Raw genomic sequence first — 26,727 nt, 5'->3', positions numbered from 1 at the left:
GGGACGCACGATGGCGTCCGTGGTACAGACGACGCGCTTCGCCCGCTTCCCGCTCGGACACTTCCCGACCCCGCTCGAACCGCTGGAACGGCTCACCGCGCGGCTGCGCGAACGCCACCGGGATGTTCCGGACCTCTGGATCAAACGCGACGACTGCACCGGATTGGCGACCGGCGGCAACAAGACGCGGAAGCTGGAATTCCTCGTCGGCGACGCGCTCGCGCAGGGTGCCGACACGCTGATCACCCAGGGCGCGACGCAGTCCAACCACGCCCGGCAGACCGCCGCGGCCGCCGCGCGTGCCGGGCTGAGCTGCAAGCTGCTGCTGGAACAACGTCAGGTGCGCGACGAGGAGTACGAGAACTCCGGCAACGTGCTGCTCGACGAACTGCTCGGCGCGGAGATCGTGGACCGCGTACCGGCCGGAACTGATATGTCAGCGGCGATGGAGACGGTCGCCGAGAAGCTGCGCGCGGAGGGTCGGCGGCCGTACGTGATCCCGGGCGGCGGGTCGAATCCGATCGGTGCGCTCGGGTACGTCCAGTGCGCGCTGGAGCTGGATGCCGCGCCGATTCCGGTCGACTGGGTCGTGCACGCGACCGGCAGCACCGGCACGCAGGCCGGGCTCGTCGCCGGGTTGCGCGCGGTGCACAGCCCCGCCCGAGTGCTCGGGGTCAGTGTGCGGCAGCCGGAAGCGCGGCAGATCGACGCGGTGCACGGGCTGGCCGGCCGGACCGCGGAGCTGATCGGCACCGAGGTTTCCCGCGACGACGTGCTGGTGGACGACCGCTGGGTCGGCGAGGGCTACGGCGTGCCGACGCAGTCCATGGTGGACGCGGTGCGGCTGCTCGCCGAGACTGAAGGGATCCTGCTGGACCCGGTGTACTCGGGGAAGGGGTTCGCCGGGCTGCTCGGCGAGATCGAGGAAGGCCGGTTCGCCGCGACCGACACCGTCGTGTTCGTGCACACCGGCGGTGCGGTGGGGCTGTTCGGCTACCGGTCGGCTTTCCAGTGATCGCGGGCATTCTCGGCGGCATGGGTCCGGCGGCGACCGCGGAGTTCTACGCCAAGCTCATCGCGCGTACGGCCGCGGAGCGCGACCAGGACCACCTCCGGGTGGCAATCTGGGCGGACCCGACGGTGCCGGACCGGGTCGCCGCCGTGCTGGACGGGAGTACCGATCCGTATCCGGCTTTGCTTGCCGGGGCGGAAAAACTCCGTGATCTCGGCGCTTCTGTGATTGCGATTCCGTGCCACACCGCGCATTTCTTCCTGTCGCGGTTGGTCGCGGACAGTGGGGTGCCGTTCGTGGACATGGTCGCGGAAACGGCGGAATTCCTTGCCGGACGCACGGGTCCGGTCGGGCTGCTCGGCACTCGCGGCACGATCGCCGCCGGGCTCTACCAGCGCGGAGTGCCTGAGGTGGAGTGGGTGCTGCCGTCCGAGGCCGGGCAGACGGCCGTGGACGCGGCGGTGGCGGCGGTGAAACGCGGTGACCTGGCACGCGGAGCGGCGCACTTCGATCGGGCGCTCGCGGACGTCGACGCGGCGTTGTCGGTGCTGGCCTGCACGGAACTTCCGTTGGTGGCACGGCAGACGTCCGGGGTGCTGGACCCGACCGACCTGCTCGCCGACGCGGTGATCCGCGCCTGCGGCGGAAAACCGGTCGACGCCCGGCCGCCCGCCTGACAGAGTCCGGGAATGACTGATCTGCTGACCGCCGCGGATGTGCTTCTCATGCAGGAGCTCGCGCAGCGGGTCACCGCCGTCCGACAGGACCTCGTCAACAGCGACGCGGCCTACGGCGAACTGGCGTGGAACTGGGGCAAAGGGCACGCCGCACAGGGCGCGAGCTGGGTCCGGCGGCTGTGGTTCGCCGGGGACGACCTCGTCGCGTGGGGCTGGGCGCAGCTGCCCCGGAGCGTGCGGCTCAACGACGGCTCAGTCAAAGACATCACCGGTGCTTACCTGGCATATCAGGTCCATCCGGATCACGCCGCGCTGGTCGACGAGGTGATCGACTGGTTCGACGCCACCTCGGACGGCCTCGAACGCACCGTGCTTCCCGGCGCGGCGGACGAGTTCGGCCTGGAACGCTGGGCAGCGCACGGCTACGGGCCTGATCCGGACAGCCTTGGCGACACCGGATCGTGGACGCAGCTGAACGAACGCGACCTCGAGGTGCTCGAAACGCCGGTGCTGCCGGACGGATTCCGCTTCCGCACCGCCGCCGAGGCCGGACCGGAAGCGGCGGTTCAGGCGCATGTGGACGCCTGGGGCGTGACCGCGTACACGCTGGAAAGCTACGAAGGCGTCCGCGCGACCCCGGCGTACCGCGGCGACCTGCACTTCCTGGTCGAAGCACCGGACGGGACGATGGCGGCGTCCACGATCATGTGGCTCGACGAGGCGAACAAGACCGCCGAATTCGAGCCGGTCGGCACCCACCCGGACTACCGGCGGCTCGGGCTGGGCCGCGCGATGCTGCTGCACGGCATGGACCGCGTGCGAGCGGCCGGGGCTACTCACGCGACGGTCGCTTGCCTTGGCGCGCCTGGACACCCGTCGGCGCGGGGGTTGTATTACAGCGTGGGGTTCAAGGAGATTTCGCGGGACGTTCCGCTGCTCAAGCCTGCGTGAGCGGGGGTTGGCCCATCCGCATTTCCCCGAATTTCGCCGACGTCCGGACCGCGTCGAAGCCATAGTCGATCATTGCCGTTTCGTACTCCCGTAGTGCTGGGAGGGGATCGGTCCCGGCCTCGGTGAGCTTCGTGGCGAGCAGAGCTGCGTCGCGCAGTGCGGTGTTCGCGCCGACGCCGACCGCTGGGCTCATTGCGTGGATCGCGTCGCCGAGCAGGGTCACCCGGGTGGTCGGCCAGGGTTCGATCGGCACGCTGGTGCGCATGAAGATGGGGAACAGTGTCTCGGGGTCGGCGAGGGACAACAGTTCGCTCGCTTTCGGATTCCACTTGCGGGCCAAGGAAACCGTCATGTTTCGCAACTCAAGACCGGTCGCGGCGCGGAGTTCGTCGTCGGAATACGGCAGCAGTTCGGTGCGGGCGGCGAGCAGGCACATCACGTAGTCGCTGGTGTCGGTGAGGCCCGGCAGCCATGTCCGACGACGGGCGTGGACCGGGGCGATTCCGACGTGCTGGTGGTCCGGGCCGGCGAGTCCGCGGTAGATCCCGAACCACTCGTCGGGGATCAGTTCGGCGGTCTCGCGGGTGAGCGGGAAGCGGCCGTACATGATGCGGATGCCGGTGTCGACCACGCGCGCGTGCGGCAGGTATTGCCGTCGGAGCACGGAGTTCACGCCATCCGCGGCGACTAAGATATCAGCGGACGCGGTGGAGCCGTCGGCGAAAGTTGCGGTGACGGTGTCGTCTACGTGGCAGCCGGTGCACTCGCGGCCGAACTCGACGACGTCGTCGAGGCCGTGCAGGAGGATCTCGCGCAGCGTGAGCCGGTTGATCGAGACATTGCGCTCGACCGGCTCCGTTGGCGGCGTCCCGTTGAGGTAGTTGGTACGCGACGGTGTCGAACTGGCATCCCACACCGCGCGGCTGAGCGGTGGAGGGAGCAGTCGGTCGAGCGCGTCGAGGCCGTTCGAGTCGATCCGCAGGCGATACCCCTGCAGCCGGCCGACCGGTGAGATATCACGTTCGCAGACTGTGACGGCAACCCCGGCGCGGTGCAATCCCTGGGCGAGCGCGAGCCCGCCAACACCGGCGCCGATGATCAGGACGCGAAGTTTTCCAGGCACAGCGAATTCCCCTTCTGGACACGGAGCAAGGGGACGTGCCGGACGCACCGGAGGGGTGCGAGTACGAGCGCTGCGCGCCGCCCGGACTACCTACCGGGCTGTGGCTTTCGACGTCCTGCGCCACCATAGCTTTTTCCGGAAGCGGATTGTCAAGGGCCGATTTCCGCCTAGGCTGGACGCATGTGCGCGACCGGGCCGGAGATCCGCGGGATCCGGGTGGAACTGCTGACCGCCCCGGACTGCCCGAACGCCGACGCGGCCCGGTCGCTCGTGACCGGCTGCCTCGCCGAGAGCGGACTCGACACGACGATCGTCGAACGCGTCGGCCGGTACCGCTCGCCGACGATCCTGGTCGACGGCGTCGACGTGATGGGGACGCCCGGGTCGGTCGCGGGGGACGCTTGCCGGCTCGACGTGCCGACTCGGGAGCGGGTGCTCGCCGCGCTGGCGGGCCGGGGCTGACTTCCCGCAGAGTCCGCTGAGGACAGTGCGGTGATCAACCGACTCGAATCCGCCGTATTCCGTCAGCAGTAACCGAATTGCCGCCCGGGACAAGCCGTACTAGGCAACATTACATCTGTAATGTAGCATCGGCCCGAGCGAAGCCGAGGAGGTGCGGATGAGCCGGTCCGGAACCGCGGACGAGGCGACCGGGATGAAGCTCGCCCTGCGCCGGGCGGCGGTCGGCGTGGTCGCTTCGGAGGGGCTGCGCGGGCTCACCTACCGCGCGGTCGCGCGGGCGGCGGGCTGCACCACCGGTGCGGTCCAGCACCACTTCTCTTCGATCGACGACCTCCTTCAGTCCTCTTTGGACCTCGTGCTGGAGGAAAGCGCGGAGAACGGCCTGATCGGCGCCCGCACCGGCGTCTACGCGGACGGTCCCGAGGTGCGCCAGCGGTTCCGGGACAGCGCGGATCTGCAAGTGTTCCAGTATCAGCTGGTCGTGGAATCGGCGCGACGGCCCGAATTGCGGCCGATCGTCCGGCGGCTCTACGACGGCTATCTCGCCGCGGTCGGCAAGGAACTGTCGGCCGGCGGCGGGCTGGCCCAGCTCGTCTTCTACGCCCTCGACGGAATGTTCCTGCACCAGGTGGCGGACCCGGACGTCGATCCGGGCCCGGCGCTCGAAGCCCTGCGCGGCCTGCTCGCGGCCGCGCGCTAGCCCGACCCGAACCACACCCGCACCCCGGCCGCGCACGACGTCGCCGGGGCAGAAGTGTTTCCCAATACTGTTGTGCCGCAACAAGTCCCCACTGTCCTTTCCGGAATTTCGCCGCCGCCCAGGTGTTGACTTAATCAACACCGAGGGGTCAGACTCGGCGCATCCCGAACTCGCCGACCCGAAAGGCGTACCGATGCCCGACACCGCCGCCGCGACCTTGCTGATCGACGGCCGCTGGCATTCCGCCCCGGCGACGTTCGACGTCGTCGACCCCGCGAGCCTCGCCGTCCTCGGCCAGGCCGCCGACGCGGGGCCCGAGCAGGCGCGGGACGCACTGGCCGCCGCCGCGCGGGCCGCCCGGGGCTGGGCGGACACCGACCCGGAGACCCGCAGCGGCCACCTCCGCGCCGCGGCCGCCGGAATCCGGGCGCGGCAAGGCGAACTCGCCGCGTTGCTCAGCCGCGAGAACGGAAAACCGCTGGCCGAAGCGAACGGCGAACTGGCCGGAGCCGCCCGGATGCTGGAGTGGGCCGCCGAGGAGGGCCGCCGCGCGTACGGGCGGGTCACCCCGGCGAACGCGGCCGGTCCGGGGCTCGTGCTGCGCGCGCCGGTCGGCCCGGTGCTCGCGATCACGCCGTGGAACTTCCCGGCCAGCATGCTGATCCGCAAGGTCGGGCTCGCGCTCGCGGCGGGCTGCCCGGTCATCGCGAAACCGGCCGAGCAGACCCCGCTGATCGCGACCGCGCTGCTGGAAATCGTGCAGGACACCGGATTGCCCGGCGGCGTGCTGCAATCGCTGACCACCACGCGGCCCGCCGAACTTGTCGGCGAGCTGCTGGCCGACCGCCGCCTGCGCAAGGTCAGCTTCACCGGCTCCACGGAGGTCGGACTGGGACTGCTGCGCCAGACCGGCGACATCCTCCGCCGGACGTCGCTCGAAATGGGCGGGCATTCACCGGCGATCGTGTTCGACGACGCCGATCTCGAAGCCGCCGCGGCGGGCGTCGTCGCCGGGAAGTTCTTCAACGCCGGGCAGAGCTGCACGGCGGTGAACCGGCTGTACGTCCACGAAAGCGTCCGCGACGACCTGCTTTCCTTGATCGAAAAGAAAACCGCCGCGCTGAAGGTCGGCCGGGGCGACGCCGAAGGCACCAACATCGGGCCGTTGATCGACGAAGCCGGTCTGGCGAAGGTGGAAAACCAGGTCGCGGACGCGGTCGGCAAGGGCGCGCGCGTGCTCGTCGGCGGCAACCGGTGGACAGATTCCGCGCTGCCGGGCCATTTCTTCGAACCCACCGTGCTGGTCGACGTCACTCCGGACATGCTCATCAGCCACGAGGAAACTTTCGGCCCGGTGCTCGCGGTGGCCACTTTCCGCACCGACGACGAAGCCGTCGAACTGGCCAACGCCACCGATTACGGCCTCGCCGCGTACGTATTCGGCACCGACCTGCGCCGTATCTGGCGCACCCTCGAGAGGCTCGATTTCGGCGTGCTCGGCGTCAACGACCCGGCACCCGTGCGTCCGGAACTTCCGTTCGGCGGCCAGAAAAACTCCGGCCAGGAACGCGAAGGCGGGGCCGAAGGCATCGATGCCTACACCGAGACCAAAGCCGTCGCTCTGCGGTTCTGAACCGCTCCCCGAAAGGAACCCGCATTGACCACCGCTGACCTCGCCGCCGCCGACCAGCGCACCCTCATCCATCCGCACACCGTCATCGGCGCCCCGGCCGAACCGCTCGTCCTCGACCGCGGCGAAGGCGCGCTGCTCTGGGACACCGACGGCAACCAGTACCTCGACGGCACCTGCGGCCTGTGGCAGTGCCCGGTCGGCCACGGCCGCCCCGAACTCGCCGACGTCGCCGCCGAGCAGATCCGCAAGCTGGAGTTCTACTCGTCCTTCGGCGACTACTCCAACGCCCCGTCGATCCGCCTCGCGGAACGCCTGCTGTCGCTCGCCCCGGCCGGGCTGGAACGCGTTTTCCTCACCAACGGCGGTTCGGAGGGCAACGAAACCGCGATCAAACTCGCCCGCCTCGCCTTCCACCACGCCGGTTCGCCCGAACGCACGGTGGTGTTGGCACGGCACGGCGGTTACCACGGCATGGGCGGCGCGTCGCTGGCCGCGACCGGGATCGAGGGCCTGCGCGCCGGATACGGCCCGCTGCTGCCGGACGTCGAATGGCTCGGCAAACCGCACGGCCTCGAACACGGTCCACACGCGACAGATCTTCTGGTGGCAGAGCTGGAGAAGCGCATCGAGGAAATCGGTCCACATCGGATCGCGGCGTTCATCGGGGAGCCGGTGCTCGGCGTCGGCGGAATGGTTCCACCGCCGGAGGGCTACTGGCCGCGGGTGCAGGAAGTGCTGCGGCGACACGGGATTCTCCTGATCATGGACGAGATCGTGACCGCGTTCGGCCGCACCGGGCATTGGTTCGGCAGCGAGCACTTCGGCGTCGAACCGGACATGATCGTCACCGCGAAGGGGCTCACCAGCGGGTACATTCCGATGGGCGCGGTCCTCATTGGACGGAGGGTGCTCGAACTCGCCGAGGGCGCGACATTCCTGCACGGTTTCACCTACAACGGCCACCCGGTCGGCTCCGCGGTCGCGCTGGCGAACCTCGACATCATCGAAAAGGAGAACCTGCTCGAACGCGCCACAGTCCTCGGCGCCCGGCTGCGCGAGCGGCTCGACCCGCTCGCCGAACTGCCGCACGTACGCGAGGTCCGCGGCGTCGGCCTGATGCTCGGCATCGAGTTCGCCGACCAGCCCACCGCGCCGGTGCAGGCGGGCTGCCGCGCGGACGGCGTGGTGGTCCGCGCGTCCGGGACCAGCATCGTGCTGTCCCCGCCGCTGGTGATCACCGAGGACCAGATAGACACTTTGGCCGATGTGCTGTGCAAGCACGTCGCGGCCGCGGCGAGCTGAACGGAGGAGCCATGAGACGCCGGATACCGACGCTGCTGTCCGCCGCGCTTCTGCTCACCACCGCCGGCTGCGCGATTTCCGAGGGCGGCCCGAACTCGCTCGTCTTCGCCTCGTACGGTCAAGGCGCGTACCAGGCGGGCCAGCGCGCAGCGTGGCTCGACCCGTACGAGCAGCAGACCGGGACCACGGTCACCATCGACGGCCCGTCGAGCAACGCCAAGCTCAAGGCGATGGTCGAGGCGGGGAAGGTGACCTGGGACGTCGTCGACACCGACGCGTCCGCTGCCGCCGCCGTGTGCGGGAGCCTGCTCGAACCCGTCGACATGGGAGCGCAGGCCGCCGGATTCCCGGAGGGCTCGCTCACTGATTGCGGGGTGCCGGACGCTTTCTTCGGCATGATGCTGATGTACGACTCGAAGGTCTACGGCAAGAACCCGCCGGCGAAACTCGCGGACTTCTTCGACCCGAAGCAGTTCCCCGGCCGCCGCATCATCTACGGCGGCGACCCGAGCGTCGGCACGATCGAGGCCGCGCTGCTGGCCGACGGCGTGCCGCGCGACAAGCTGTACCCGCTCGACATGCGCCGCGCGCTGCGGATGTACGACCGGATCCGGCCGCAGTTGTCCATCACCAGCACGTACGGCGACCAGCAGCAGCGCATGGCCGGCGGGCAGGCGGACATGGCGCTGATTGTCAGCGCGCGGGCGTTTTCGCTGCTCAAGGCGGGTGCGACGAACTGGAAGGTGGTGCCGGGCATCCCGGTGCCGGTGACCTGGGACGTGCTCGTGGTGCCGAAGGGGACGGCACGCGCCGAGGAGGCGAAGAAGCTCATCCGCTTCGCCTCGCAGCCGGCGCAAGCGGCGGACTTCGCCGCACGGGCGGGCGTGGGACCGGCCAACACGGCCGCCCCCGCCGCCCGTTCGGAGATCGGCCGCCAGCTCGACATCTGGGGCGAGGGCAAGGAGGACTTGCGAGTGCTCAGCAACGTGCGTTATTGGGCGGCGAACCGGCCCGCGCTGGTGAAGGCGTGGTCGGATTGGACGACCGGATGACCGCCGTGGCGACCCGGCCCCCGGCCTTGCCACAGGCCGGACCCGGGCGTGAACGCCGGCGGACTTCGTGGCTGCTGCTCCCCGCGGCGGCGGTGGTGCTGGTGTTCTTCTTCTACCCGCTCGCGGTGATCTTGTGGCGGAGCTTCACCGAACCGTCGTTCGGGGTCGGCAACTACCTGGCGGTGCTCGGCGACGAGGTACAGCTCCGGGTGATGCTGCGGACTTTGCGGACCGCGCTGATCATCACCGCGGCCACGCTCGTCATCGCCTATCCCTACGCCTACGCGATGACGCTCGTCGGCCGTCGTGCCCGGTCGGTGCTGACGCTGCTGGTCCTGATGCCGTTCTGGACCAGCCTGATGGCGCGCAACTTTGCCTGGTACGTGCTCGAACAGCGCGGCGGCGTCATCGAGAAGGCGCTGGCGGCGATCGGCATCGACGGGGTCGTGCTGCTGGGCTCGGTGGCCGGCGTGACGGTCGCGATGGTGCAGGTGATGCTGCCGTTCATGGTGCTGCCGCTGCAAAGTTCGATGCTCAGCATCGACCGGAGCCTGCTGCACGCGGCGGGCAGCCTCGGTGCGCGGCGTCCGGTGGCGTTCCTGCGGGTGTACGTGCCGCTGTCGATGCCGGGCGTGCTGGCCGGGGTTTCGGTGGTGTTCATCATGTCGCTGGGCTTCTACATCACCCCGGCGCTCCTCGGCACGCCGCAGCAGGCGCTGGTCGCGCAGGTGATCGGCACCCAGGTCAACGATCTGCTCGACTTCGCGGGCGCGGGTGCGCTCGGGACGATCCTGCTGGTCGTCACGCTCGTGGTGCTCGCCGTGCTCAGCCGCGTGGCCGCGCCGCTGGGCACCAGTGCGGCCGGAGGTGCCGACCGTGGCTGACAATCCGTCCATCAGCAGGGCCGCCGCGGTGCGGCAGCGCAGCCTCGGCTGGGGTCTGCGCGGGTGGGTCGGCCTCGTGGCGTTCGTGCTCGTCGCGCCGACGCTCGTGGTGATCCCGATGAGCTTCGGCGCGGGCTCGACGTTCGAGTTCCCGCCGAAGGACTGGTCGTGGCATTGGTACGCGGAGTTCTTCACCAGCAAGCAATGGCTGGCCGCGCTGGCGAACTCGGTCCAGGTCGGGGTGCTCGCCGCCGCGCTGGCGACCGTGCTCGGCGTGGCGGCCGCGCTCGCGCTGGACCGGATGCGCCGGGGCAGCGGAGTCGTCCGGCAGCTGCTGATGGCTCCGATGATCCTGCCCGGCATCGTCGTCGCGGTCGCGATCTACGGGGTTTTCCTGCGCTGGCAGCTGAACGGCACGATGCTCGGTTTCGTGCTGGCGCACGCGGTGCTGGGGCTGCCGTTCGTGCTCACGTCGGTGCGGACGAGCCTCGCCGGGTACGACCCGATCATGGAGAAGGCCGCGGCCAGCCTCGGCGCGCCCCGGTTCGCGACGCTGCGCAAGGTCGTGCTCCCGATCATCGCGCCCGGGGTGCTGTCCGGGTTCGTGTTCGCCTTCGCTACTTCGTTCGACGAGGTCGTGGTCGCGTTGTTCCTGCAGACGCCCGCGATCAAGACGCTGCCGGTGAAGATGTACGAATCGATCGTGCTGGAAATCGACCCGACGATCGCCGCCGCGTCGAGCCTGATCGTCGTGTTCACCACCATTCTGCTGTTCGTCCCCGCTTTTCTGCGCCGAAAAGAGCAATCATGACTGACGGAATCGCGACCGCCCACGTGACGAAGGCCTACCCCGGCGTCGACCGGCCCGCCGTGGACGACGTCTCGCTGCACATCGCCGACGGCGAGTTCATGACCTTCCTCGGCCCGTCCGGATCGGGCAAGACGACGATGCTGTCGATGATCGCCGGGTTCACGCCGCTGACGTCCGGATCGATCACTGTGGACGGTCAGGAGATCTCGCGGCTCAAACCGCACCGGCGGAATCTGGGCGTGGTTTTCCAGCAGTACGCGCTGTTCCCGCACATGTCGGTGGCCCGCAATGTCGCTTTTGGACTGACTCAGCGCAAGGTGCCGAAGGCCGAGATCTCGCGTCGGGTGGACGAGGTGCTGGAACTGGTCGGCCTGACGGCGGTGCGGGATCGGTTGCCGCGCCAGCTTTCCGGCGGCCAGCAGCAGCGCGTCGCTCTCGCGCGGGCGGTGGTGTACGAACCGCGTGCGTTGCTGATGGACGAGCCACTGGGGGCGCTGGACAAGAAGCTGCGCGATCAGTTGCAGCGGGAGATCGCGCGGATGCATCGGGAATTGGGGATGACGTTCCTCTTCGTGACGCATGATCAGCAGGAAGCGCTCACGCTGTCGGACCGTATTGCCGTGTTCAACGACGGCCGGATCGAGCAGGTCGGCACGCCGGAGGAATTGTACGAGCGGCCGGAAACGTTGTTCGTCGCGCAGTTCATCGGGGAGTCCAATGCGTTGTCGCTCACGCCGGGGGAGGTGACGATCGTGCGGCCGGAACGGTTGACGCTCCATGCTTCCGCAGACCCAGTCCCGAGTGGACACCAGCGGGCGAGCGCGCAGGTGACCGACATCGTGTACGTCGGCGATCACACGCGGATCTGGTTGCGGTACTCCGACGGTGCGCGTGGTTGTGCGGTGTTGTCGGCCGGGGTCGCGCACGAGCACCGGCCGGGGGACGACGTGATCGTGGCGTGGCATCCGGAGCATCAGGCCGTGGTGCCGAGCGGCGACGTTCCGGAATTGGCGGCGGTATGACTGAGGAATTGCTGCTGCGCGGCGGAGTGGTCCGGACTTTCGATCCGGTGGTCGGGACCGCTTCCGCGGTGCTGGTGTCGGACGGCCGGATCGCCGCGGTCGGCGACGACAAGACGGTTTCCGCCGCGGCTTCGCCGGACGCGCGGGTGATCGAACTGGCGGGCCGGACTGTCCTTCCTGGACTGAACGACGCCCATCTGCACCTGGCTTTTCATGCCGCCGCCGGTCCGGAGTTCTGTGTGGACCTTTCCGCTGCCGCTGCTTTGGACTCGGTGGCCAGCGCTTTGGCTAGTGCGCCGCCGGGGGAGTGGATCGTCGGCCGAGGCTGGCGGGAAACGACGATCGCCGAATTCGCGGACGGCCGCGCGGTGCCGACCCGCGCCTGGCTCGACGGCGTGACTGGCGAGCAACCGACGGTGCTGCACCACGCGTCGTCACACGAAGTGTGGGCGAACAGCGCGGCGCTTGCGCGGGCCGGAATCACCGCGTCGACGCCGGATCCGGAAGCCGGGGAGATCGTGCGGGACTCCTCCGGGGAGCCGACCGGGGTGCTCGTGGAGAGCGCGCAGGAATTGGTCGCTTCGCTGGTGCCGCAGCCGAGCCGTTCCGTCCGGCTGGACGCGATCGTCCGCAGCATGGAGCGGTTGAACGCCCTCGGGATGACCAGCGTGACCGACCCGATCGTCCCGCCTGAGCTGTGGCAGGACTACCGGGACCTGCACGCCGCCGGTCGCCTGCGGATGCGGATCACCGCGCTGCTGCACTGGAACTGGCCGTCGCCGACTACGTCCGCCGCCTCGCTGGCGCAACTGCTGGACGAGACGGATTTCTCCGTCGGCGACGACCTCCTGCGGATCGGCGGCATCAAACTGTTCGCCGACGGGGTGCCGACGCACTGCACCGCGTGGATGCACTCGGCGTACCCGTCCGGCGGGCACGGCAGCCTGGTGACCTTCGGCCCCGACGACGACGCGCGCGTGCGGGAGCTGCACGAACTGATCCTGGTCGCCCACACGCGGCGGGTGCGCGTGCAGGTCCACGTGACCGGAGACCGGGCCGCGGACGCGGTAGTCGACGCGATCGAGGCGGCTCAGGCGGCTGACCCGTGGCCGGACGCACGACACGCCCTGATCCACGGCACCTTCTTGTCCACTGCCGTGCTCTCCCGCCTGGCGCGCTCCGGCATCGGGGTCATCACCAGCTCCTTGATGCGGACCTACAGCGGCCCGTCCATGGTCCGCGTGCTGGGCGAGTCCCGGTGGGCCGACGCTTTCCCCGCGCGGGCCCTGCTGGACCACGGCGTGGTGGTCGCCGACAGCTCGGACGCACCAGTGACCGTCCCGGACTGGCGCCGCGGCGTCGCAACCTTCACCGGCTCACCCGGGCCGAACGCGTACTCTCTCGTGACCGACCCGCTGACCAGGGAGGAAGCGCTGCGGCTGTGGACCACCGGCCCAGCCTGGCTCGAACACTCGGAGAGTTTCAAGGGCACGCTCAGTGTCGGCTCGCTCGCCGACCTTGCGGTTTTCGCCCACGATCCAGTCACCGCTGCGGATGACGCGTTGCTGAGCGTACGGTCGGAATTGACCGTGCTCGGAGGACGTGTAGTGGCAGGGTGAGGGTTCGTGTACAGCAGCAATACCGACGCCGATCGCGGCGCTTTCGTGTGGATGGTGAAGAACGCCGTCGTGCCGCGCCCGATCGCATGGGTGAGCACGGTGGACGGCGCGGGCGTGCGGAATCTCGCGCCGTTCAGCTACTTCGCGCCGCTGACGATGGACCCGCCGACGGTCGTCTTCTCGATTTCGGATACGCCGAAGGACACTCTGACCAATATCTCGGCGCACGGCGAGTTCGCGATCACTCTGGCGCTGAGCGGCCAAGAGGAACTGGTCGCGCACACAGCGTCCACAGTGGACTCATCGGTGGACGAGGCGGCGCAGGTCGGCCTGTCGTGGGCGCCCGGGGTGCGGATCGCCGTCCCGCACCCGGCCGGGGCGGGCCCGAGCCTGGAGTGCACGCTGGTGAAGATCGAGGAGTTCAGAGGTTCGCATCTGGTGTTCGGCGAGGTGATCGGCGTCGCCGTGGACGACCGGCTGCTGCGCGCGGACGGACGGCTGGACCAGGACGTGTACCAGCCGGTGGGGCGCATGGGCGGCGCGACTTTCACGCGGGTGGACAACTGGGTGCGGGTGCCGATTCCCGCTCCGGAGGAGTTGCTGGCCGGCCAGGTACGTGAGGGGAACCCTGAGGGAACCTGATTCCCTCAGGGTTCCCCTCACGTACCGCGAAGCCAGCCGAGCCGCCTCAGCCCGTATTCTCGGTCCCGTGCACCTGAGCAGGGAGGTTCCCGTGGCCGACGCAACCCTCTCCGGGGTCCTCGCCCGCCTGGCGGAGCTCGACGACCCCAAAATCCGGGCCGTCAACGAGAACCACGGCGACGACCACAGCGTCAACCTCGGCAAACTCCGCGCCCTCGCGAAAGAACTCAAAGCCCAGCCCGACCTCGCCCGCGAACTCTGGCGGACCGGCGACACCAACGCCCGCCTGCTCGCGCTCCTCGTCGCCAGGCCGAAGCAGTTCGACCGCGACGACCTCGACGCCATGCTGCGCGAGGCGGGCAAACCCAAGGTCCACGACTGGCTCCTCGCGAACATCGTCAAGAAAAGCCGCTACGCCGAGGAACTCCGCGTGGCCTGGCTCGACGACCCCGACCCGGTGGTGGCGAGCGCGGGCTGGGCGCTGACCGTCGACCGTGTCGCCAAGAAACCCGGCGGGCTGGACCTTTCCGGGCTCCTCGACGTCATCGAAGCCGAGATGAAGGCCGCCCCGGAGCGGTTGCAGTGGGCGATGAACCATTGTCTCGCGCAGATCGGCATCGAGAACCCGGACCTGCGCGCCCGTGCGATCGGCATCGGCGAGCGGCTGGGAGTGCTCAAGGACTACCCGACGCCGCCGAACTGCACCTCGCCGTACGCGCCGGTGTGGATCGCCGAGATGGTCAAGCGGCAGGCTTAGCGAAAACCCCGATGAACACCATGCTCGAAGCCAGAAACGGTCCCGCGGCCAGCGCTGCCAGCCACTGTTCCCCGGCAGTCCGGTCCAGCTGACCCGCCCGGACCGCGCGTTCGGTGTTCCGGCTCAGCCCGAGAATCTTGTCCGCTGCTTCAAAATTGCGGAAGACCGGTGCAGCAACCGAAACGTCGAGCACCTCGAATCCCGCTCCCGAAGCCAACCGGGGCAAGGAACGGCCGACGGTCGCGTTCCGGACCATCGTCGAGCAGACAAACCGGTTGAACGCGCGGTTCGTCGACAGCTCTCCGGGATCGACCACCAGACTGTCCCAATCCGGCTCAGCCACGCACGCCAGCCCGCCCGGGCGCAGGACCCGGTGCAGCTCGGCGAAAACCGCCGCTGGATCGGCGACGTGCTGCACCATCCGGTCCGCCCGCGCCCGGTCGACGCTCGACTCGGCCAGCGGCAGCGCGTGCGCGTCGCCCAGCCGGACCGAGGTCTGCGGCGTCCCGGAGACCCGCCGTCCCGCCTCCTCGACCATCGCCGGTTCCGTGTCCACCCCGAGGACCGTGCCCGCCGAACCCACCGCCTCGGCCATGGCAGGCAGATCGGTGCCGGGACCGCAGCCGACGTCCAGCACGCTCAGGCCGGGCCGCAGGTCGAGCGCGGCCAGCACCTGCCGTTTGTAGTCGCGCCCGGCTTCGGCGACCTGGGCGTAGTAGTCGATTTTGTCCGGCCGGGGGACACCGAAAGTCATGGTTCGAGTGAACCAGAGGTCTTGGCGAGTGCGATGAAGCTGCTCCAATCCGGATCGGACAACCCGAGACGCGCCCCGGCTTCGGCGAGGGAGGAAGCCGCGGAATCGAGGAACCAGGACGCGGTCAGCACCATGCTCGCCGCGGCCGCGGGAGCGCGGCGGACGCCCTCGGGAGTGAGGTCCTGGGCGTTGAGCGTGTAGACGGCGGAGTCGAGCAGCCGCGCGACGAGGCTGTAGGCGTTGGCCGCTTCCGTCGTGCGCGTGAGCGCCCGGAAACGGGGGCGGGCGGCTTCGACGAGCGCCGGGGTCAGCAGGGCGCGCAGCCGCGGCCATTCCGCCGCCATGTGCTCGCCGAGCCACCCGGACAGCCGCCGGTACCGCGCGGCGGCCTGCTCGAACCGCGCTCGCAGGGCGGTCAGCTCCGCCGGCTCGGAGTCGCCTTCCATGAAGAGGATGCCGGTCGTCGCGACCACCGCCGGGTCGTTGAGGTCGACGCATCCGACGGCCCCGTGCGCGGGATCGAGCCGCTCGGGAGCCGGACTGTCCGACCACCGGGCGGCCAGCAGCTTCAAAGCGTTGGAATCGCGCCGCCAGGCCGCGGCCTCCTCGAGCTTGAGCATCGAGTGGTAGCGCTCGTGCTCGCGGTGATCGCGCGCCACCTGCACGTATCCGGCCAGTTCCGCAGGAGACGGCCCCTCCGGTCCGGGAACTCCGACAGTCATGTCCTCGAGTCAACCAGAAAACGCCTCGGTCCAGCGCCGGAGCTTCCCGGAGATCGCCTGCATCGTCCGGCAATTCGGCTGCTCTAGGACGACTCGCGGGCACGGCCGGACGCGCGAACCGGATCTCCGCCCTCAGCTCGCCAAGGCGAGCGCAACCGCCGCACCGTGCCCCGCTCGACCGCCGTGCCGCGGCGAAACGCGGGACCGCCGCGACATAATCGTCGTCCTCCGCGGGCTGCGCGATTCCCCGGCGTTCGTGAGCACGACCGTGTTGCATTGGTTGGACTGTCTGCCGCTGCGTGATCTGCTGGCGACGTCCGGCCGAGTCGCCGTGCGGATCCGATTCCCGGCATCGGGCGCGACCGGGCAATCGATTCCGGCCGGCTTTTCGCGAGAAAGATTCGCGGCGCGCACTCGAGGATCCGGCGCAGTTCCGGGATGGGAATGGCAACACCCCTTCAGGGCGTGACGGGTAGCGAGGGGAATCGGCCGCGTCCTCCTCCGGAACGCGGGTTTGACCTGGTTGGGGTCCCCCTATGCGGTGATTCCTTGCTTGTGAACTCCCCGCCGCGGGGGAGGGCGCGGTACGAATTCCCCTGCCTGGTGTCGATGAACGCGGGTAAGCAGCTCGACAATTCCGTCCTTCTCCGTGGGAGTTTGTGTGATGGCCCGTCGTTCCGGATTCATGCGCTCCCGCGGGAAGCGCGCCGCCGCGGCACTCGCGGCGGTTGTGGCTGTGGGCGTCGCGGGCGCCGCACCGGCGATGGGCGCGACCTTGCCGCCCAGCGTCAGTCCGGCGAGCCCGTCCTCGGCGCAGGTCCCCGCGGCATCGGCAAACCCGGCGCCGTCCAGTTCAGCGGCTCCCGCACCGGCCAGCCCAGCGCCCGCCACCGCAGCGCCGGCCAGCCCAGCACCCGCCACCGCGGCACCGACCAGCTCGGCGTCAGCCGTCCCGGCACCAGCCACGGCAGCACCAGCCGCACCGCAGCCCAGAGCGGTCGAACCCCGGGGCCTCGGCACCCCGCGCAAAATCGGCCCGGACCCGGCCTTCTCGACAGTCGCCCACGGCGCGATCACGATGGCGGCCAACTCGGTCGTCAGCTGCGGCACCACCCCCACGGCCTGCGGGGAGACCGCCAACAACTCCAGCTACGGCTACTGGATCAAGAGCGACCCGGCGGCCCCGGGCAACACCGCCTCGAGCGCGAACCTGACCATCCCGCCCGGAGCGACCGTCCTGTCCGCCCGGCTGTACTGGCAGGCCAACCCCATCTCCTCCAACGCCGATTCCGGCGACCCGTCCCGGGCGAACCAGGTCGCGTTCAAAGCCCCGGGCACCGCCACTTACCAGCGCCTGACCGCCGACACCTACGACTGGTTCGACGCACTGGGCGGGGGATCCCCGCAGATCACCGCGCACGCGGGCGTCAAAGACGTCACCGCGCTGGTCAAACAGGCCGGCGGCGGCTCCTACACGGTGGCCGACCTCCAGGCGTGCCGCGGCAACTCGGCCAACAGCGCCAGCAACCTCGGCTGCTGGGGCGGCTGGTCGCTGGTCGTGGCCTACGCGCTGGACACCGAGCCGCTGCGCTACCTGCAGATCTGGGACGGTTTCGACTGGGTCCGGGGCGGCGGCAGCCCCACCGCGACGACCATCGACCTGAACGGCATCCGCACCCCGGCCGACCACGCGCCCGCCGCCACTCTCGGGGTCGTGGTCGGCGACGGCGACGCCAACATCTCCGGCGACTACCTCGAATTCGGCCGCGACGCCTCGTCGCTGCAGCGGCTGACCCTGCCCGCGCCCGGCGGCACCAGCACGACCAACGCGTTCAGCAGCCGGATCGACCGGGTCACCGCGTCCGGCACCGGCAGCAACGTCACCGACCGCACGCCGAACCCGGCCAACAACTTCGGCTACGACGCCCGTACGGTCGACGTCACCGGCAAACTGCCCGCCGGTGCGGACCGGGCGCAGCTGAAGGTCGGGACCACCGGGGACGCGCTCTACCCGCAGACCGTCTGGCTGATGGCCGAGGCCAACGAGCCCAACCTGCAGATCGTCAAGACCAACGACCCCGAGGGCAACCTCCAGGAGCGCCCGCCTGGCTGGGTCGGGCGCGGCGGCGAGATCTCCTACGGACTGGACGTCGCCAACCGGAACCCCGACGGCAGCATCACGAACCTCGACACCGCGACCGGCGTGGTCGTCACCGACACGCTGCCCGCCGGAGTGTCCTATGTGGCCGGTTCGGACCCGCGGTGCTCGGCGTCCGGCCAAGTCGTCACCTGCGTCCTGCCCGATCTGGCCCCGGGACAGAGCACGCACGTCGGCTTCCGCGTCACCGTTTCGCCGACGGTCGCCCCGGGCACCCGCCTCGACAACACCGCGTCGGTGGTCTTCCAGGGCAAGCAGACCGGCCGCGAACAGAGCCGGACCAGCAACACCGTCCGCAACGTGGTCGCGGTGCCGGAGTACACGCTGACCAAGGTCGTGGACAAGGCGAACGCGCTGCCCGGCGACCAGTTGACCTACACCGTCACCCTGGACAACACCGGCAACCTCCCGGTGCCGCCCACTACCGTCACCGACACGCTCCCGCCCGGCACGACCTTCGTCAGCGCGGACACCACGAGCGGCGCTGTCACCGGCACCGGTCCGCTGCAATGGCGCACCGTGGCGATCCCGCCGGGCAGCCGGGCCACGATGACCGTGCACGCCCGGATCAACGACTCGACCGTCGGCACCACGCTGATCAACCGCGCCAAGGTGACCGACGGCCCGCCGCCGACCGTCCCGCCGGACCGGCAGTGCGCGGACGACGTCACGGCTTCCTGCGCGGAGACAGTCGTGCCCGGCCCGAAGATCGAGGTCGCCAAGACCGTCGACAAGGCTTCGGCGAATCCTGGCGACACGGTGAAGTACACCGTGGTCGTGCGCAACACCGGACAGGTCGCGGCCCGCGGCGCGACGTTCACCGACGACCTGTCGAAGGTCCTCGACGACGCCGTCTACAACAACGACGCCGCTCCTGCCGCGCAGATCTCTTACACCGCACCGAAGCTGACCTGGACCGGCGACCTGGCAGTCGGCGCCTCGGCGACGATCACCTACAGCGTCACCGTGAAGAATCCCGATCCCGGCGACCACAAGCTGACCAACGTCGTCACGTCAACGACCCCGGGCAGCAACTGTGCGGCCGGATCGACCGATCCTCGATGCGGCACAACGACTCCGGTGTCCGGGATCCGGATCAGCAAGACCGCGGATCCGGCCAGCGCCAAGCCCGGCGACACCGTGAAATACACCGTGACCGTCTCGAACACCGGCCAAACTCCGTTGTCCAGTGCGACTTTCACGGACGACCTCTCGAAGGTCCTGGACGATGCCGCCTACAACGGTGACGCTTCGGCTTCTGTCGGTTCGGCGACTTACGCGGCGCCGCGGCTGACGTGGACCGGTGACCTGCCCGTCGGCGGCACCGCGACGGTGACGTATTCGGTGAAGGTCAACAATCCCGACACCGGCGACCACAAGCTGGTCAACGCCGTCACCTCGACCACTCCGGGCAACAACTGCGCCGCGGGTTCGACCGATCCGGCGTGCTCGACGACGACCCCGGTGTCCGGGATGCGGATCGAGAAGAAGGCCGACAAGCAGGCCGCGAACCCCGGCGACCAGGTGACGTACACGGTCGTCGTCTCGAACACCGGCCAAACTCCGTTGTCCGGCGCGACATTCACCGACGACCTCTCGAAGGTGCTGGACGACGCGAGCTACAACGGTGATGCTTCGGCTTCTGTCGGTTCGGCGAGCTATGCGGCGCCGCGGCTGACGTGGACCGGTGACCTGCCGGTGGGTGCTTCGGCGACGATCACCTACAGCGTCACCGTAAAGAATCCCGTGACCGGCGACCATAAACTGGTCAACACGATCACTTCCACGACGCCGGGCAACAACTGCGTCGCCGGCTCGACGGATCCGGCGTGCTCGACGACGACGCCGGTGTCCGGGATCGAGTTCGTCAAGACCGTCGACAAGACCAGCGCCAACCCCGGCGATCCGGTTCGGTACACCGTGACCGTCTCGAACACCGGCCAAGTCCCGTTGTCCGGCGCGACTTTCACGGACGACCTGTCGCAGGTGCTGGACGACGCTGTCTACAACAACGACGCCACCCCAGCCGCGCAGATCTCTTACACCGCACCGAAACTGACCTGGACCGGCGATCTGGCAGTCGACGCCTCGGTGACGGTGACGTACAGCGTCACGGTGAAGAATCCCGTGACCGGCGACCATAAACTGATCAACACGATCACCTCCACTACGCCCGGCAGCAATTGCGCGGCCGGATCCACCGATCCGCGATGCGGTACCACGACTCCGATATCCGGGATGCGGATCGCCAAGTCCGCCGACCGCGACCAGGTCGTGCCCGGCGACAAGGTGACCTACACGATCACCGTCACGAACACCGGCCAAACCCCGCTGCCCGGCGCGACGTTCACCGATGACCTGTCGCAGGTGCTGGACGACGCCGTCTACAACAACGACGCCACTCCGGCCGCGCAGATCTCTTACACCGCACCGAAACTGACCTGGACCGGCGACCTGCCGATCGGCGGTTCGGCGACGGTGGCCTACAGCGTCACGGTGAAGAATCCGGACTCAGGGGACAAGAAGCTCCACAATGTCGTCACGTCCTCGACGCCCGGCACCAACTGCCCGCCGGGTTCCACCGATCCGTCGTGCTCGACCACGACACCGGGCAAGGAACTGACGATCGCCAAAACCGTGGACAAGCAGACCGCGAACCCGGGCGACAAGGTCACCTACACGGTGAAGGTGACCAACACCGGCCAGGTCCCGCTGCCGGACGCGAGCTTCACCGACGACCTGTCCCAGGTGCTGGACGACGCCTCCTACAACAACGACGCGGCCTCCTCGGTCGGCTCGACGGCTTACGCAGCACCGCGTTTGACCTGGACGGGCGACTTGCCGGTCGGTGCTTCGGCGACGGTGACGTACAGCGTCACGGTGCACGACCCGATCTCCGGCGACCACCAGCTGCGCAATACCGTCAGCACGCCGGTGCCGGGCAACTGCGAACCTGGGTCGACGGATCCGAAGTGCTCGACTCTGACGCCGTTGCCGGGGTTGACGATCGCCAAATCGGTGGACAAACAGTCCGCGAACCCGGGCGACAAGGTCACTTACACAGTGAAGGTGACCAACACGGGTCAGCTCCCGCTACCCGGCGCGACCTTCACCGACGACCTGTCGAAGGTGCTGGACGATGCCGCTTACGGCAACGATGCATCGGCCTCGATCGGCTCGGTGACGTATGCCGCGCCTCGGCTGACCTGGACCGGCGACCTCCCGATCGGTGCCTCGGCGACGGTCACGTACAGCGTCACGGTGCACAATCCGGCTGGCGGCGATCACCGGCTGACGAACGTCGTCACGTCCGATACTCCGGGCGGGAATTGCCCGCCGGGCTCGACGGATCCGCGTTGCGGGACGACGACGCCGGTGTCCGGCATCGCGATCAGCAAGGTGGCGGACAAGTCGTCGGCGAAGCCGGGCGACAAGGTCACGTACACGGTGACGGTGGTGAACACGGGCCAGACTCCGTTGTCCGGCGCGACTTTCACTGACGACCTGTCGAAGGTCTTGGATGACGCTGCCTACAACGGCGACGCGACGGCCTCCGGCGGCGTGGTGACTTATGCCGCGCCTCGGCTGACGTGGACCGGAGATGTCGCAGTGGGTGCTTCGGTGACGGTGACGTACAGCGTCACGGTGGCGAACCCGGTCAAGGGCGATCACCGGTTGACGAATGTGGTCACCTCCGATACTCCGGGCGCGAATTGCCCGCCGGGGTCGCCGGATCCGCGTTGTGGGACGACGACTCCGGTTGCTGGCTTGGACATCTCGAAGGTGGTGGACAAGAAGGACGTCAAGCCGGGGGACAAGGTCACTTATACGGTGACTGTGCGGAACACCGGTCAGACTGTCCAAACGGGAGCGACGTTCACCGACGATCTCTCCAAGGTGCTGGACGATGCCACGTACGGGAACGATGCTTCGGCCTCGCTCGGCTCAGTGACGTATGCCGCGCCTCGATTGACGTGGACCGGCGACCTCCCGATCGGTGCTACGGCGACGGTCACCTACAGCGTCACCGTGAGCAACCCGGTCAAGGGCGATCACCAGTTGACGAATGCGGTGACGTCGGAGACTCCGGGCGGGAATTGCCCGCCGGGGTCGACGGATCCGCGTTGTGGCACGAAGACCCCGGTCGCGGGCTTGGATATCTCGAAGGTGGCGGACAAGAAAGACGTCAAGCCCGGCGACAAGGTCACTTATACGGTGACTGTGCGGAACACCGGCCAGACTGTCCAAACGGGAGCGACTTTTACCGACGATCTTTCGAAGGTCCTCGACGATGCCGCTTATGACGGTGATGCATCGGCTTCGACCGGTTCGGCGAGCTATGCCGCACCACGGTTGACGTGGACTGGTGATTTGCCGGTGGGTGCTACTGCGACGGTCACGTACAGCGTCACCGTGAACAACCCCGTCAAGGGCGATCACCAGCTGAAGAACGTAGTCACGTCGGAGACTCCGGGCGGGAACTGTCCGCCGGGGTCGACCGATCCGAGCTGTGGCACGACGACGCCGGTGTCCGGTATCACGATCAGCAAGGTGGCGGACAAGAAGGACGCGAAACCGGACGACAAGGTCACTTACACCGTGACCGTGACGAACACCGGCCAGACCCCATTGCCCGGCGCGACGTTCACCGACGACCTGTCGAAGGTCCTCGACGACGCCGCTTACGGCAACGACGCTTCGGCCACGATCGGCTCGGTGACCTATGCGGCTCCGCGGCTGACCTGGACCGGTGATTTGCCAGTCGGCACCACCGCGACGGTCACCTACAGCGTCACCGTGAACAACCCGGTCAAGGGTGATTTCAAGCTGGCGAACGCGGTCACCTCGGACACTCCGGACGGGAACTGTCCGCCCGGGTCTACGGATCCCCGCTGTGGCACCACGACTCTCATCGCCGGTTTGGACATTACGAAGGTCGCGGACAAGAAGGACGTCAAGCCGGGGGACAAGGTCACGTACACGGTGACGGTCAAGAACACCGGCCAGACCGTCCAAACGGGAGCGACGTTCACGGACGATCTCTCGAAGGTCCTCGACGACGCCGCTTACGGGAACGACGCTTCGGCCTCGATCGGCTCGGTGACCTATGCCGAACCCCGGTTGACCTGGACCGGTGACGTGCCGGTCGGTGCTACCGCGACGGTCACCTACAGCGTCACCGTGAACAACCCCGTCAAGGGCGATCACACGCTGGCGAACGTCGTCACCTCGGAGACCCCGGGCACGAACTGCCCGCCGGGCTCGAAGGACCCGAGGTGCGGGACCACGACGCCGGTCGCGGGGCTGATCCTGGTTAAGAAGGCGAGCGTCGCCGAGGCGAAGGCGGGCGATCAGGTCACCTATACCGTCACCGCGACGAACACCGGACAGACTGTCCTGAAGGACGCGACCTTCGCCGACGACCTGACCGGCGTCCTCGGCAACGCCGCTTACAACAACGACGCGACCGCATCGACCGGCTCTGTCACGTACGCGGCGCCCCGGTTGACCTGGACCGGCGACCTGCCAGTCGGCGCGACCGCGACGGTCACCTACAGCGTCAAGGTCAAGACCCCGGTCGGCGACGGACAGAGCCTGCGCAACGTCATTACCTCGACGACGCCCGGCGCCAACTGCCCCGACGCCTCCGCCGACCCGCGCTGCAAGACGACCACGCCGCTCACGAAGACCCCGCCCACGCCGCCGACCCCGCCGACAGTCCCGCCGACGCCTCCGGTCCAGCCCCCGCCGCCGAACCCGCCCCTGGCGTGGACCGGGGTGGTCCTGATCCCGGTGGGAATCGTGGCAATCGCCCTGCTCGCGGGCGGAGGCGCGCTGCTGCTGATCTCGCGTCGCCGGAGGTCTCAACGCTGACCGCCCGCTGACGCGCTGCTCCCTGCTCCGGCAGAAGTCCGTGAAGGGCTCCTTGAGGGAATCAGATTCCCTCAAGGAGCCCTTCACGGACTTCTGCGGAAGCTGGGAACCCGCCCTTTTCAGCGTCCGGCGACCAGCAGGTGGAACGCCCGCGGCCCGTCGCCGAGGCGGTCGTGGCGGCGGAGTTCGAGCCCCGCGTCCTCGAGGGCTTTCTCGATCTCTTCCGGCGGGCGCAGCCGGAAGCCGTGGCCGGTGAACGGCATTTCGCGCATCATCTCGGGATCTCCGATGCCGACGACGAACCGGCCGCCGCCGCCGGAGAGCACCCGCGCGACTTCGGCGAACGCGGGCACCAGATCGGGGATGAAGTAGACCGTGTTGACGGTCAGCGCCGCGTCGATCGTCCCGTCTTCCAGCGGAAGCTCGGCCATCCCGGCTTGGTGCAGCACCAGCCGTCCGGCGGCGAGGTTCTTCGGGAACGTCCGCCGCGCCCGGGCGAGCGCCGTTTCGGAGATCTCCGCGCCGTGCACGGTGCCGCCCTCGGTGGCCCGCAGCAGGAGGTCGAGACCCAGCCCGCCGCCGAAGCCGAGGTCCAGCGCGGTTTCGCCGCGGCGGATGTCCAGCGCGTCGACCGCTCCGGTGACCGGCCCGCGGTTGACGTTGTTGAGCAGTCGCACAACGGCCTGCCCGGCCCGGCCGCGCGGATGGCCCAGTTGTTTGGCGAAACCGGCGAGCAGAGTGTCACGTGGTCCCATGAACCCAGTGTGCCGCGATATGGCAACGTGCGGGCGAACTGACTTTTGAGGAGGCGACGTGTCGGAGAAGACCGCTGTGGTCACCGGGGCAGGTTCCGGGCTGGGCCGCCGGATCGCGCAAGCGCTGCTCGGTGCCGGTTACCGGGTCGCGCTCGCCGGACGTCGCGAGGACGCCTTGCGCGAAACGGCCGGTTCGGACGCGAACGCGCTGGTCGTGCCCACAGACGTCGCCGATCCCGCTTCGGTGGAGGCGCTTTTCTCGACGGTGCGCAGCGAGTGGGGCCGCTTGGACCTGCTGGTGAACAACGCAGGAGTGTCGCTCGGCGGCACCGTCGCGGATCTGTCCGTCGAGGACTGGCGACGCACTGTCGACACGAACCTCACCGGCATGTTCCTGTGCGCGCAGCAGGCCGTGCAGCTGATGCGCGACCAAGATCCGCAGGGCGGCCGGATCGTCAACAACGGCTCGATCTCCGCGCACGCGCCGCGCCCGGCGAGCGTCGCGTACACCGCCACCAAGCACGCCGTCACCGGCCTGACCCGGTCGATTTCGCTCGACGGCCGCGCCTGGAATGTCGCGTGCGGACAGATCGACATCGGCAACGCGGCCACCGAGATGACCGAGCGGATGGCCGCGGGCATCCCGCAGGCCGACGGACGGCTCCTGGCCGAGCCGACCTTCGACGCGGGCCACGTCGCCGACGCGGTGCTCTACATGGCGGGACTGCCGCTGGACGCCAACGTCCAGTTCCTCACCATCACCGCCACCACGATGCCGTTCATCGGCCGGGGATGACGTGATCGCGGCGGAATTCGTCGAACAGCCGGTAGAACATCTGCTCAGTGTCCACATAGGAATGGAAACCGGCACGGCGTGACTTCGACGTGTCCGCGAACATGTCGTAGTCCCACGAGAACACGAAGTCGCCGAAGGCCCACGAAGAGACGTCGGCGTACGAAGCGGTGAGACCGTGCTTCGCCGCCATCTCGGTCCACAGCGGTTCCTTGTCGGCCATCACCGTGCTTAGCGGCAGCTGTAGCGGCGGAGCGACTTCAAGGTCGAAGTACGCGGCTAGCTTCGGCCACAGCTCTCGCCAGCGAAAGAGGTCACCGTTGGCGATGTTGAACGCTTCGTTGCGGCTCGACGTCGCCGCCCACACCGTGCCCTCCGCGAGCAACTGTGCGTCCGTCATCTCAAGCAGGCTGTCGTACGCGCCGGGCTTGCCGGGAAACCGCAGCGGCAGGCCGAGTTCCTTCGAGATCGACGCGTAGACCGCGATCACGAGCGCGAGGTTCATCGGGTTGCCGAGCGTCGTCCCGCCGACCACGGACGGCCGGATCGCCGACCACGACCAGCCGCCGGCTGCGGCCCGGCGTTCCAGGAACTTTTGCTGGTCCACGTTGAACTCCGGCGGCATGTGCTGTCCGGCGTCGGCTTCGCGGGCGGGAGTCTTGAACGGGCCGAGGTGCGCGCCGTAGACCTTGTAGCCCTGCATCAGGCTGACGTGCTCCAGCGGGCCTTCGTCAAGGCCGTTCACCAGGTTCTCCAGCATCGCCACGTTCGGCGGCACGAGTTCCGCCCACGTCGGCCGGTCCTGGTAGGCCGCGTAGAAGAGGTGCGTCGCGCCGACGCCGGCCAGCGCCGCCCGGGTGCCCGCCGGGTCGAGCAGGTCGACGGCGAGGCGGCCCGGCCCGCCGCGACGGGAGAGTCCGAGCACCTCCCAGCCGTCGAGAGTGCGCAGGTGAGAGATGAGTTTCCGGCCGATGATCCCGTTGGCCCCGGCCACGAGGGCCACGCGTGTGCTGCTCATGTCTTC

At 68.9% G+C, this 26,727-nt stretch carries 22 protein-coding genes; 16 read left to right on the top strand and 6 right to left on the bottom strand.

The features are described from left to right. Nucleotides 1-10 precede the first annotated feature (10 nt). From ACWDNU_RS09085 to ACWDNU_RS09075, 3 genes are read left to right on the top strand one after another with little or no spacing between them, the layout of a single operon-like run. The gene (locus tag ACWDNU_RS09085) at nucleotides 11-1,015 is read left to right on the top strand and encodes a D-cysteine desulfhydrase (protein WP_449668393.1); all 1,005 of its coding nucleotides are present in this window, start codon (nucleotides 11-13) and stop codon (nucleotides 1,013-1,015) included. Then, entirely contained in the window at nucleotides 1,012-1,689 is a 678-nt protein-coding gene (locus ACWDNU_RS09080) for an aspartate/glutamate racemase family protein (protein WP_449668392.1), read from the top strand. Before ACWDNU_RS09085 ends, ACWDNU_RS09080 begins: the two co-directional genes overlap by 4 nt. A gap of 12 nt (nucleotides 1,690-1,701) precedes the next feature. Then, nucleotides 1,702-2,640, top strand: coding sequence for a GNAT family N-acetyltransferase (locus ACWDNU_RS09075; RefSeq protein ID WP_449668391.1), 939 nt, complete (start codon nucleotides 1,702-1,704; stop codon nucleotides 2,638-2,640). Here the strand turns inward: ACWDNU_RS09075 and ACWDNU_RS09070 are convergent. After that, nucleotides 2,627-3,763 (bottom strand): FAD-dependent oxidoreductase, encoded by a 1,137-nt coding sequence (locus ACWDNU_RS09070; RefSeq protein ID WP_449668390.1) that lies wholly within the window; start codon nucleotides 3,761-3,763, stop codon nucleotides 2,627-2,629. The two genes, ACWDNU_RS09075 and ACWDNU_RS09070, sit on opposite strands and share 14 nt — an antisense overlap. A 180-nt stretch (nucleotides 3,764-3,943) precedes the next feature. Here ACWDNU_RS09070 and ACWDNU_RS09065 point away from each other — a divergent pair, with 180 nt between their 5' ends. The 11 genes from ACWDNU_RS09065 (at nucleotide 3,944) to ACWDNU_RS09015 (ending at nucleotide 14,647) form a co-directional block, all read left to right on the top strand. Continuing rightward, the gene (locus ACWDNU_RS09065) at nucleotides 3,944-4,225 is read left to right on the top strand and encodes an alkylmercury lyase (RefSeq protein ID WP_370938175.1); all 282 of its coding nucleotides are present in this window, start codon (nucleotides 3,944-3,946) and stop codon (nucleotides 4,223-4,225) included. 157 nt (nucleotides 4,226-4,382) lie between these two features. Then, the gene (locus ACWDNU_RS09060) at nucleotides 4,383-4,925 is read left to right on the top strand and encodes a TetR/AcrR family transcriptional regulator (protein ID WP_370938174.1); all 543 of its coding nucleotides are present in this window, start codon (nucleotides 4,383-4,385) and stop codon (nucleotides 4,923-4,925) included. Nucleotides 4,926-5,118: 193 nt separating this feature from the next. Beyond that, nucleotides 5,119-6,558, top strand: coding sequence for an aldehyde dehydrogenase family protein (locus ACWDNU_RS09055; RefSeq protein ID WP_449668389.1), 1,440 nt, complete (start codon nucleotides 5,119-5,121; stop codon nucleotides 6,556-6,558). 24 nt (nucleotides 6,559-6,582) lie between these two features. Then, on the top strand, nucleotides 6,583-7,860 hold the full coding sequence (locus tag ACWDNU_RS09050; protein WP_449668388.1) for an aminotransferase family protein: 1,278 nt from the start codon (nucleotides 6,583-6,585) through the stop codon (nucleotides 7,858-7,860). 11 nt (nucleotides 7,861-7,871) lie between these two features. After that, the gene (locus tag ACWDNU_RS09045) at nucleotides 7,872-8,912 is read left to right on the top strand and encodes an extracellular solute-binding protein (protein ID WP_370938171.1); all 1,041 of its coding nucleotides are present in this window, start codon (nucleotides 7,872-7,874) and stop codon (nucleotides 8,910-8,912) included. Further along, nucleotides 8,909-9,796, top strand: coding sequence for an ABC transporter permease (locus ACWDNU_RS09040; RefSeq protein ID WP_377926643.1), 888 nt, complete (start codon nucleotides 8,909-8,911; stop codon nucleotides 9,794-9,796). Before ACWDNU_RS09045 ends, ACWDNU_RS09040 begins: the two co-directional genes overlap by 4 nt. Beyond that, a complete protein-coding gene (locus tag ACWDNU_RS09035; protein ID WP_449668387.1) occupies nucleotides 9,789-10,607 on the top strand; it encodes an ABC transporter permease in 819 nt (272 codons plus the stop codon). Before ACWDNU_RS09040 ends, ACWDNU_RS09035 begins: the two co-directional genes overlap by 8 nt. Then, nucleotides 10,604-11,629 carry an ABC transporter ATP-binding protein gene (locus tag ACWDNU_RS09030; RefSeq protein WP_449668386.1) on the top strand — a complete coding sequence of 342 codons (1,026 nt, stop codon included), beginning with the start codon at nucleotides 10,604-10,606 and terminating at the stop codon, nucleotides 11,627-11,629. Before ACWDNU_RS09035 ends, ACWDNU_RS09030 begins: the two co-directional genes overlap by 4 nt. Continuing rightward, entirely contained in the window at nucleotides 11,626-13,248 is a 1,623-nt protein-coding gene (locus ACWDNU_RS09025) for an amidohydrolase (RefSeq protein ID WP_449668385.1), read from the top strand. The genes ACWDNU_RS09030 and ACWDNU_RS09025 overlap by 4 nt, the downstream gene beginning before the upstream one ends. A gap of 6 nt (nucleotides 13,249-13,254) precedes the next feature. Next, nucleotides 13,255-13,890 (top strand): flavin reductase family protein, encoded by a 636-nt coding sequence (locus ACWDNU_RS09020; protein ID WP_449668384.1) that lies wholly within the window; start codon nucleotides 13,255-13,257, stop codon nucleotides 13,888-13,890. A gap of 91 nt (nucleotides 13,891-13,981) precedes the next feature. After that, nucleotides 13,982-14,647, top strand: coding sequence for a DNA alkylation repair protein (locus tag ACWDNU_RS09015; RefSeq protein WP_449668383.1), 666 nt, complete (start codon nucleotides 13,982-13,984; stop codon nucleotides 14,645-14,647). Here the strand turns inward: ACWDNU_RS09015 and ACWDNU_RS09010 are convergent. From ACWDNU_RS09010 to ACWDNU_RS09000, 3 genes are all read right to left on the bottom strand, one after another. Further along, on the bottom strand, nucleotides 14,631-15,401 hold the full coding sequence (locus tag ACWDNU_RS09010) for a methyltransferase domain-containing protein (RefSeq protein WP_449668382.1): 771 nt from the start codon (nucleotides 15,399-15,401) through the stop codon (nucleotides 14,631-14,633). The two genes, ACWDNU_RS09015 and ACWDNU_RS09010, sit on opposite strands and share 17 nt — an antisense overlap. Continuing rightward, the gene (locus ACWDNU_RS09005; protein ID WP_449668381.1) at nucleotides 15,398-16,123 is read right to left on the bottom strand and encodes a hypothetical protein; all 726 of its coding nucleotides are present in this window, start codon (nucleotides 16,121-16,123) and stop codon (nucleotides 15,398-15,400) included. Before ACWDNU_RS09005 ends, ACWDNU_RS09010 begins: the two co-directional genes overlap by 4 nt. 788 nt (nucleotides 16,124-16,911) lie before the next feature. After that, the gene (locus tag ACWDNU_RS09000) at nucleotides 16,912-17,097 is read right to left on the bottom strand and encodes a hypothetical protein (RefSeq protein ID WP_449668380.1); all 186 of its coding nucleotides are present in this window, start codon (nucleotides 17,095-17,097) and stop codon (nucleotides 16,912-16,914) included. 104 nt (nucleotides 17,098-17,201) lie between these two features. Between ACWDNU_RS09000 and ACWDNU_RS08995 the strand changes: the two genes are divergently transcribed. Further along, nucleotides 17,202-24,155 carry a DUF7927 domain-containing protein gene (locus tag ACWDNU_RS08995; RefSeq protein ID WP_449668379.1) on the top strand — a complete coding sequence of 2,318 codons (6,954 nt, stop codon included), beginning with the start codon at nucleotides 17,202-17,204 and terminating at the stop codon, nucleotides 24,153-24,155. Nucleotides 24,156-24,274: 119 nt separating this feature from the next. Here the strand turns inward: ACWDNU_RS08995 and ACWDNU_RS08990 are convergent, their stop codons facing one another. Next, nucleotides 24,275-24,910, bottom strand: a complete 636-nt coding sequence (locus ACWDNU_RS08990; RefSeq protein ID WP_370935298.1) for a class I SAM-dependent methyltransferase — start codon at nucleotides 24,908-24,910, stop codon at nucleotides 24,275-24,277. A 58-nt stretch (nucleotides 24,911-24,968) separates the two neighbouring features. On the opposite strand from ACWDNU_RS08990, the gene ACWDNU_RS08985 reads away from it, so the two are divergent. Then, nucleotides 24,969-25,706 carry an SDR family oxidoreductase gene (locus ACWDNU_RS08985; RefSeq protein ID WP_370935299.1) on the top strand — a complete coding sequence of 246 codons (738 nt, stop codon included), beginning with the start codon at nucleotides 24,969-24,971 and terminating at the stop codon, nucleotides 25,704-25,706. On the opposite strand, the gene ACWDNU_RS08980 is transcribed toward ACWDNU_RS08985, so the two are convergent. Beyond that, nucleotides 25,690-26,721, bottom strand: a complete 1,032-nt coding sequence (locus ACWDNU_RS08980; RefSeq protein WP_449668378.1) for an SDR family oxidoreductase — start codon at nucleotides 26,719-26,721, stop codon at nucleotides 25,690-25,692. The two genes, ACWDNU_RS08985 and ACWDNU_RS08980, sit on opposite strands and share 17 nt — an antisense overlap. Nucleotides 26,722-26,727 lie beyond the last annotated feature (6 nt).

The sequence above is a fragment of the Amycolatopsis sp. NPDC003676 genome, assembly GCF_053587275.1.
Note: the sequence above shows the minus strand (reverse complement) of the source record. Positions and strands in the feature narration are given on the sequence as shown.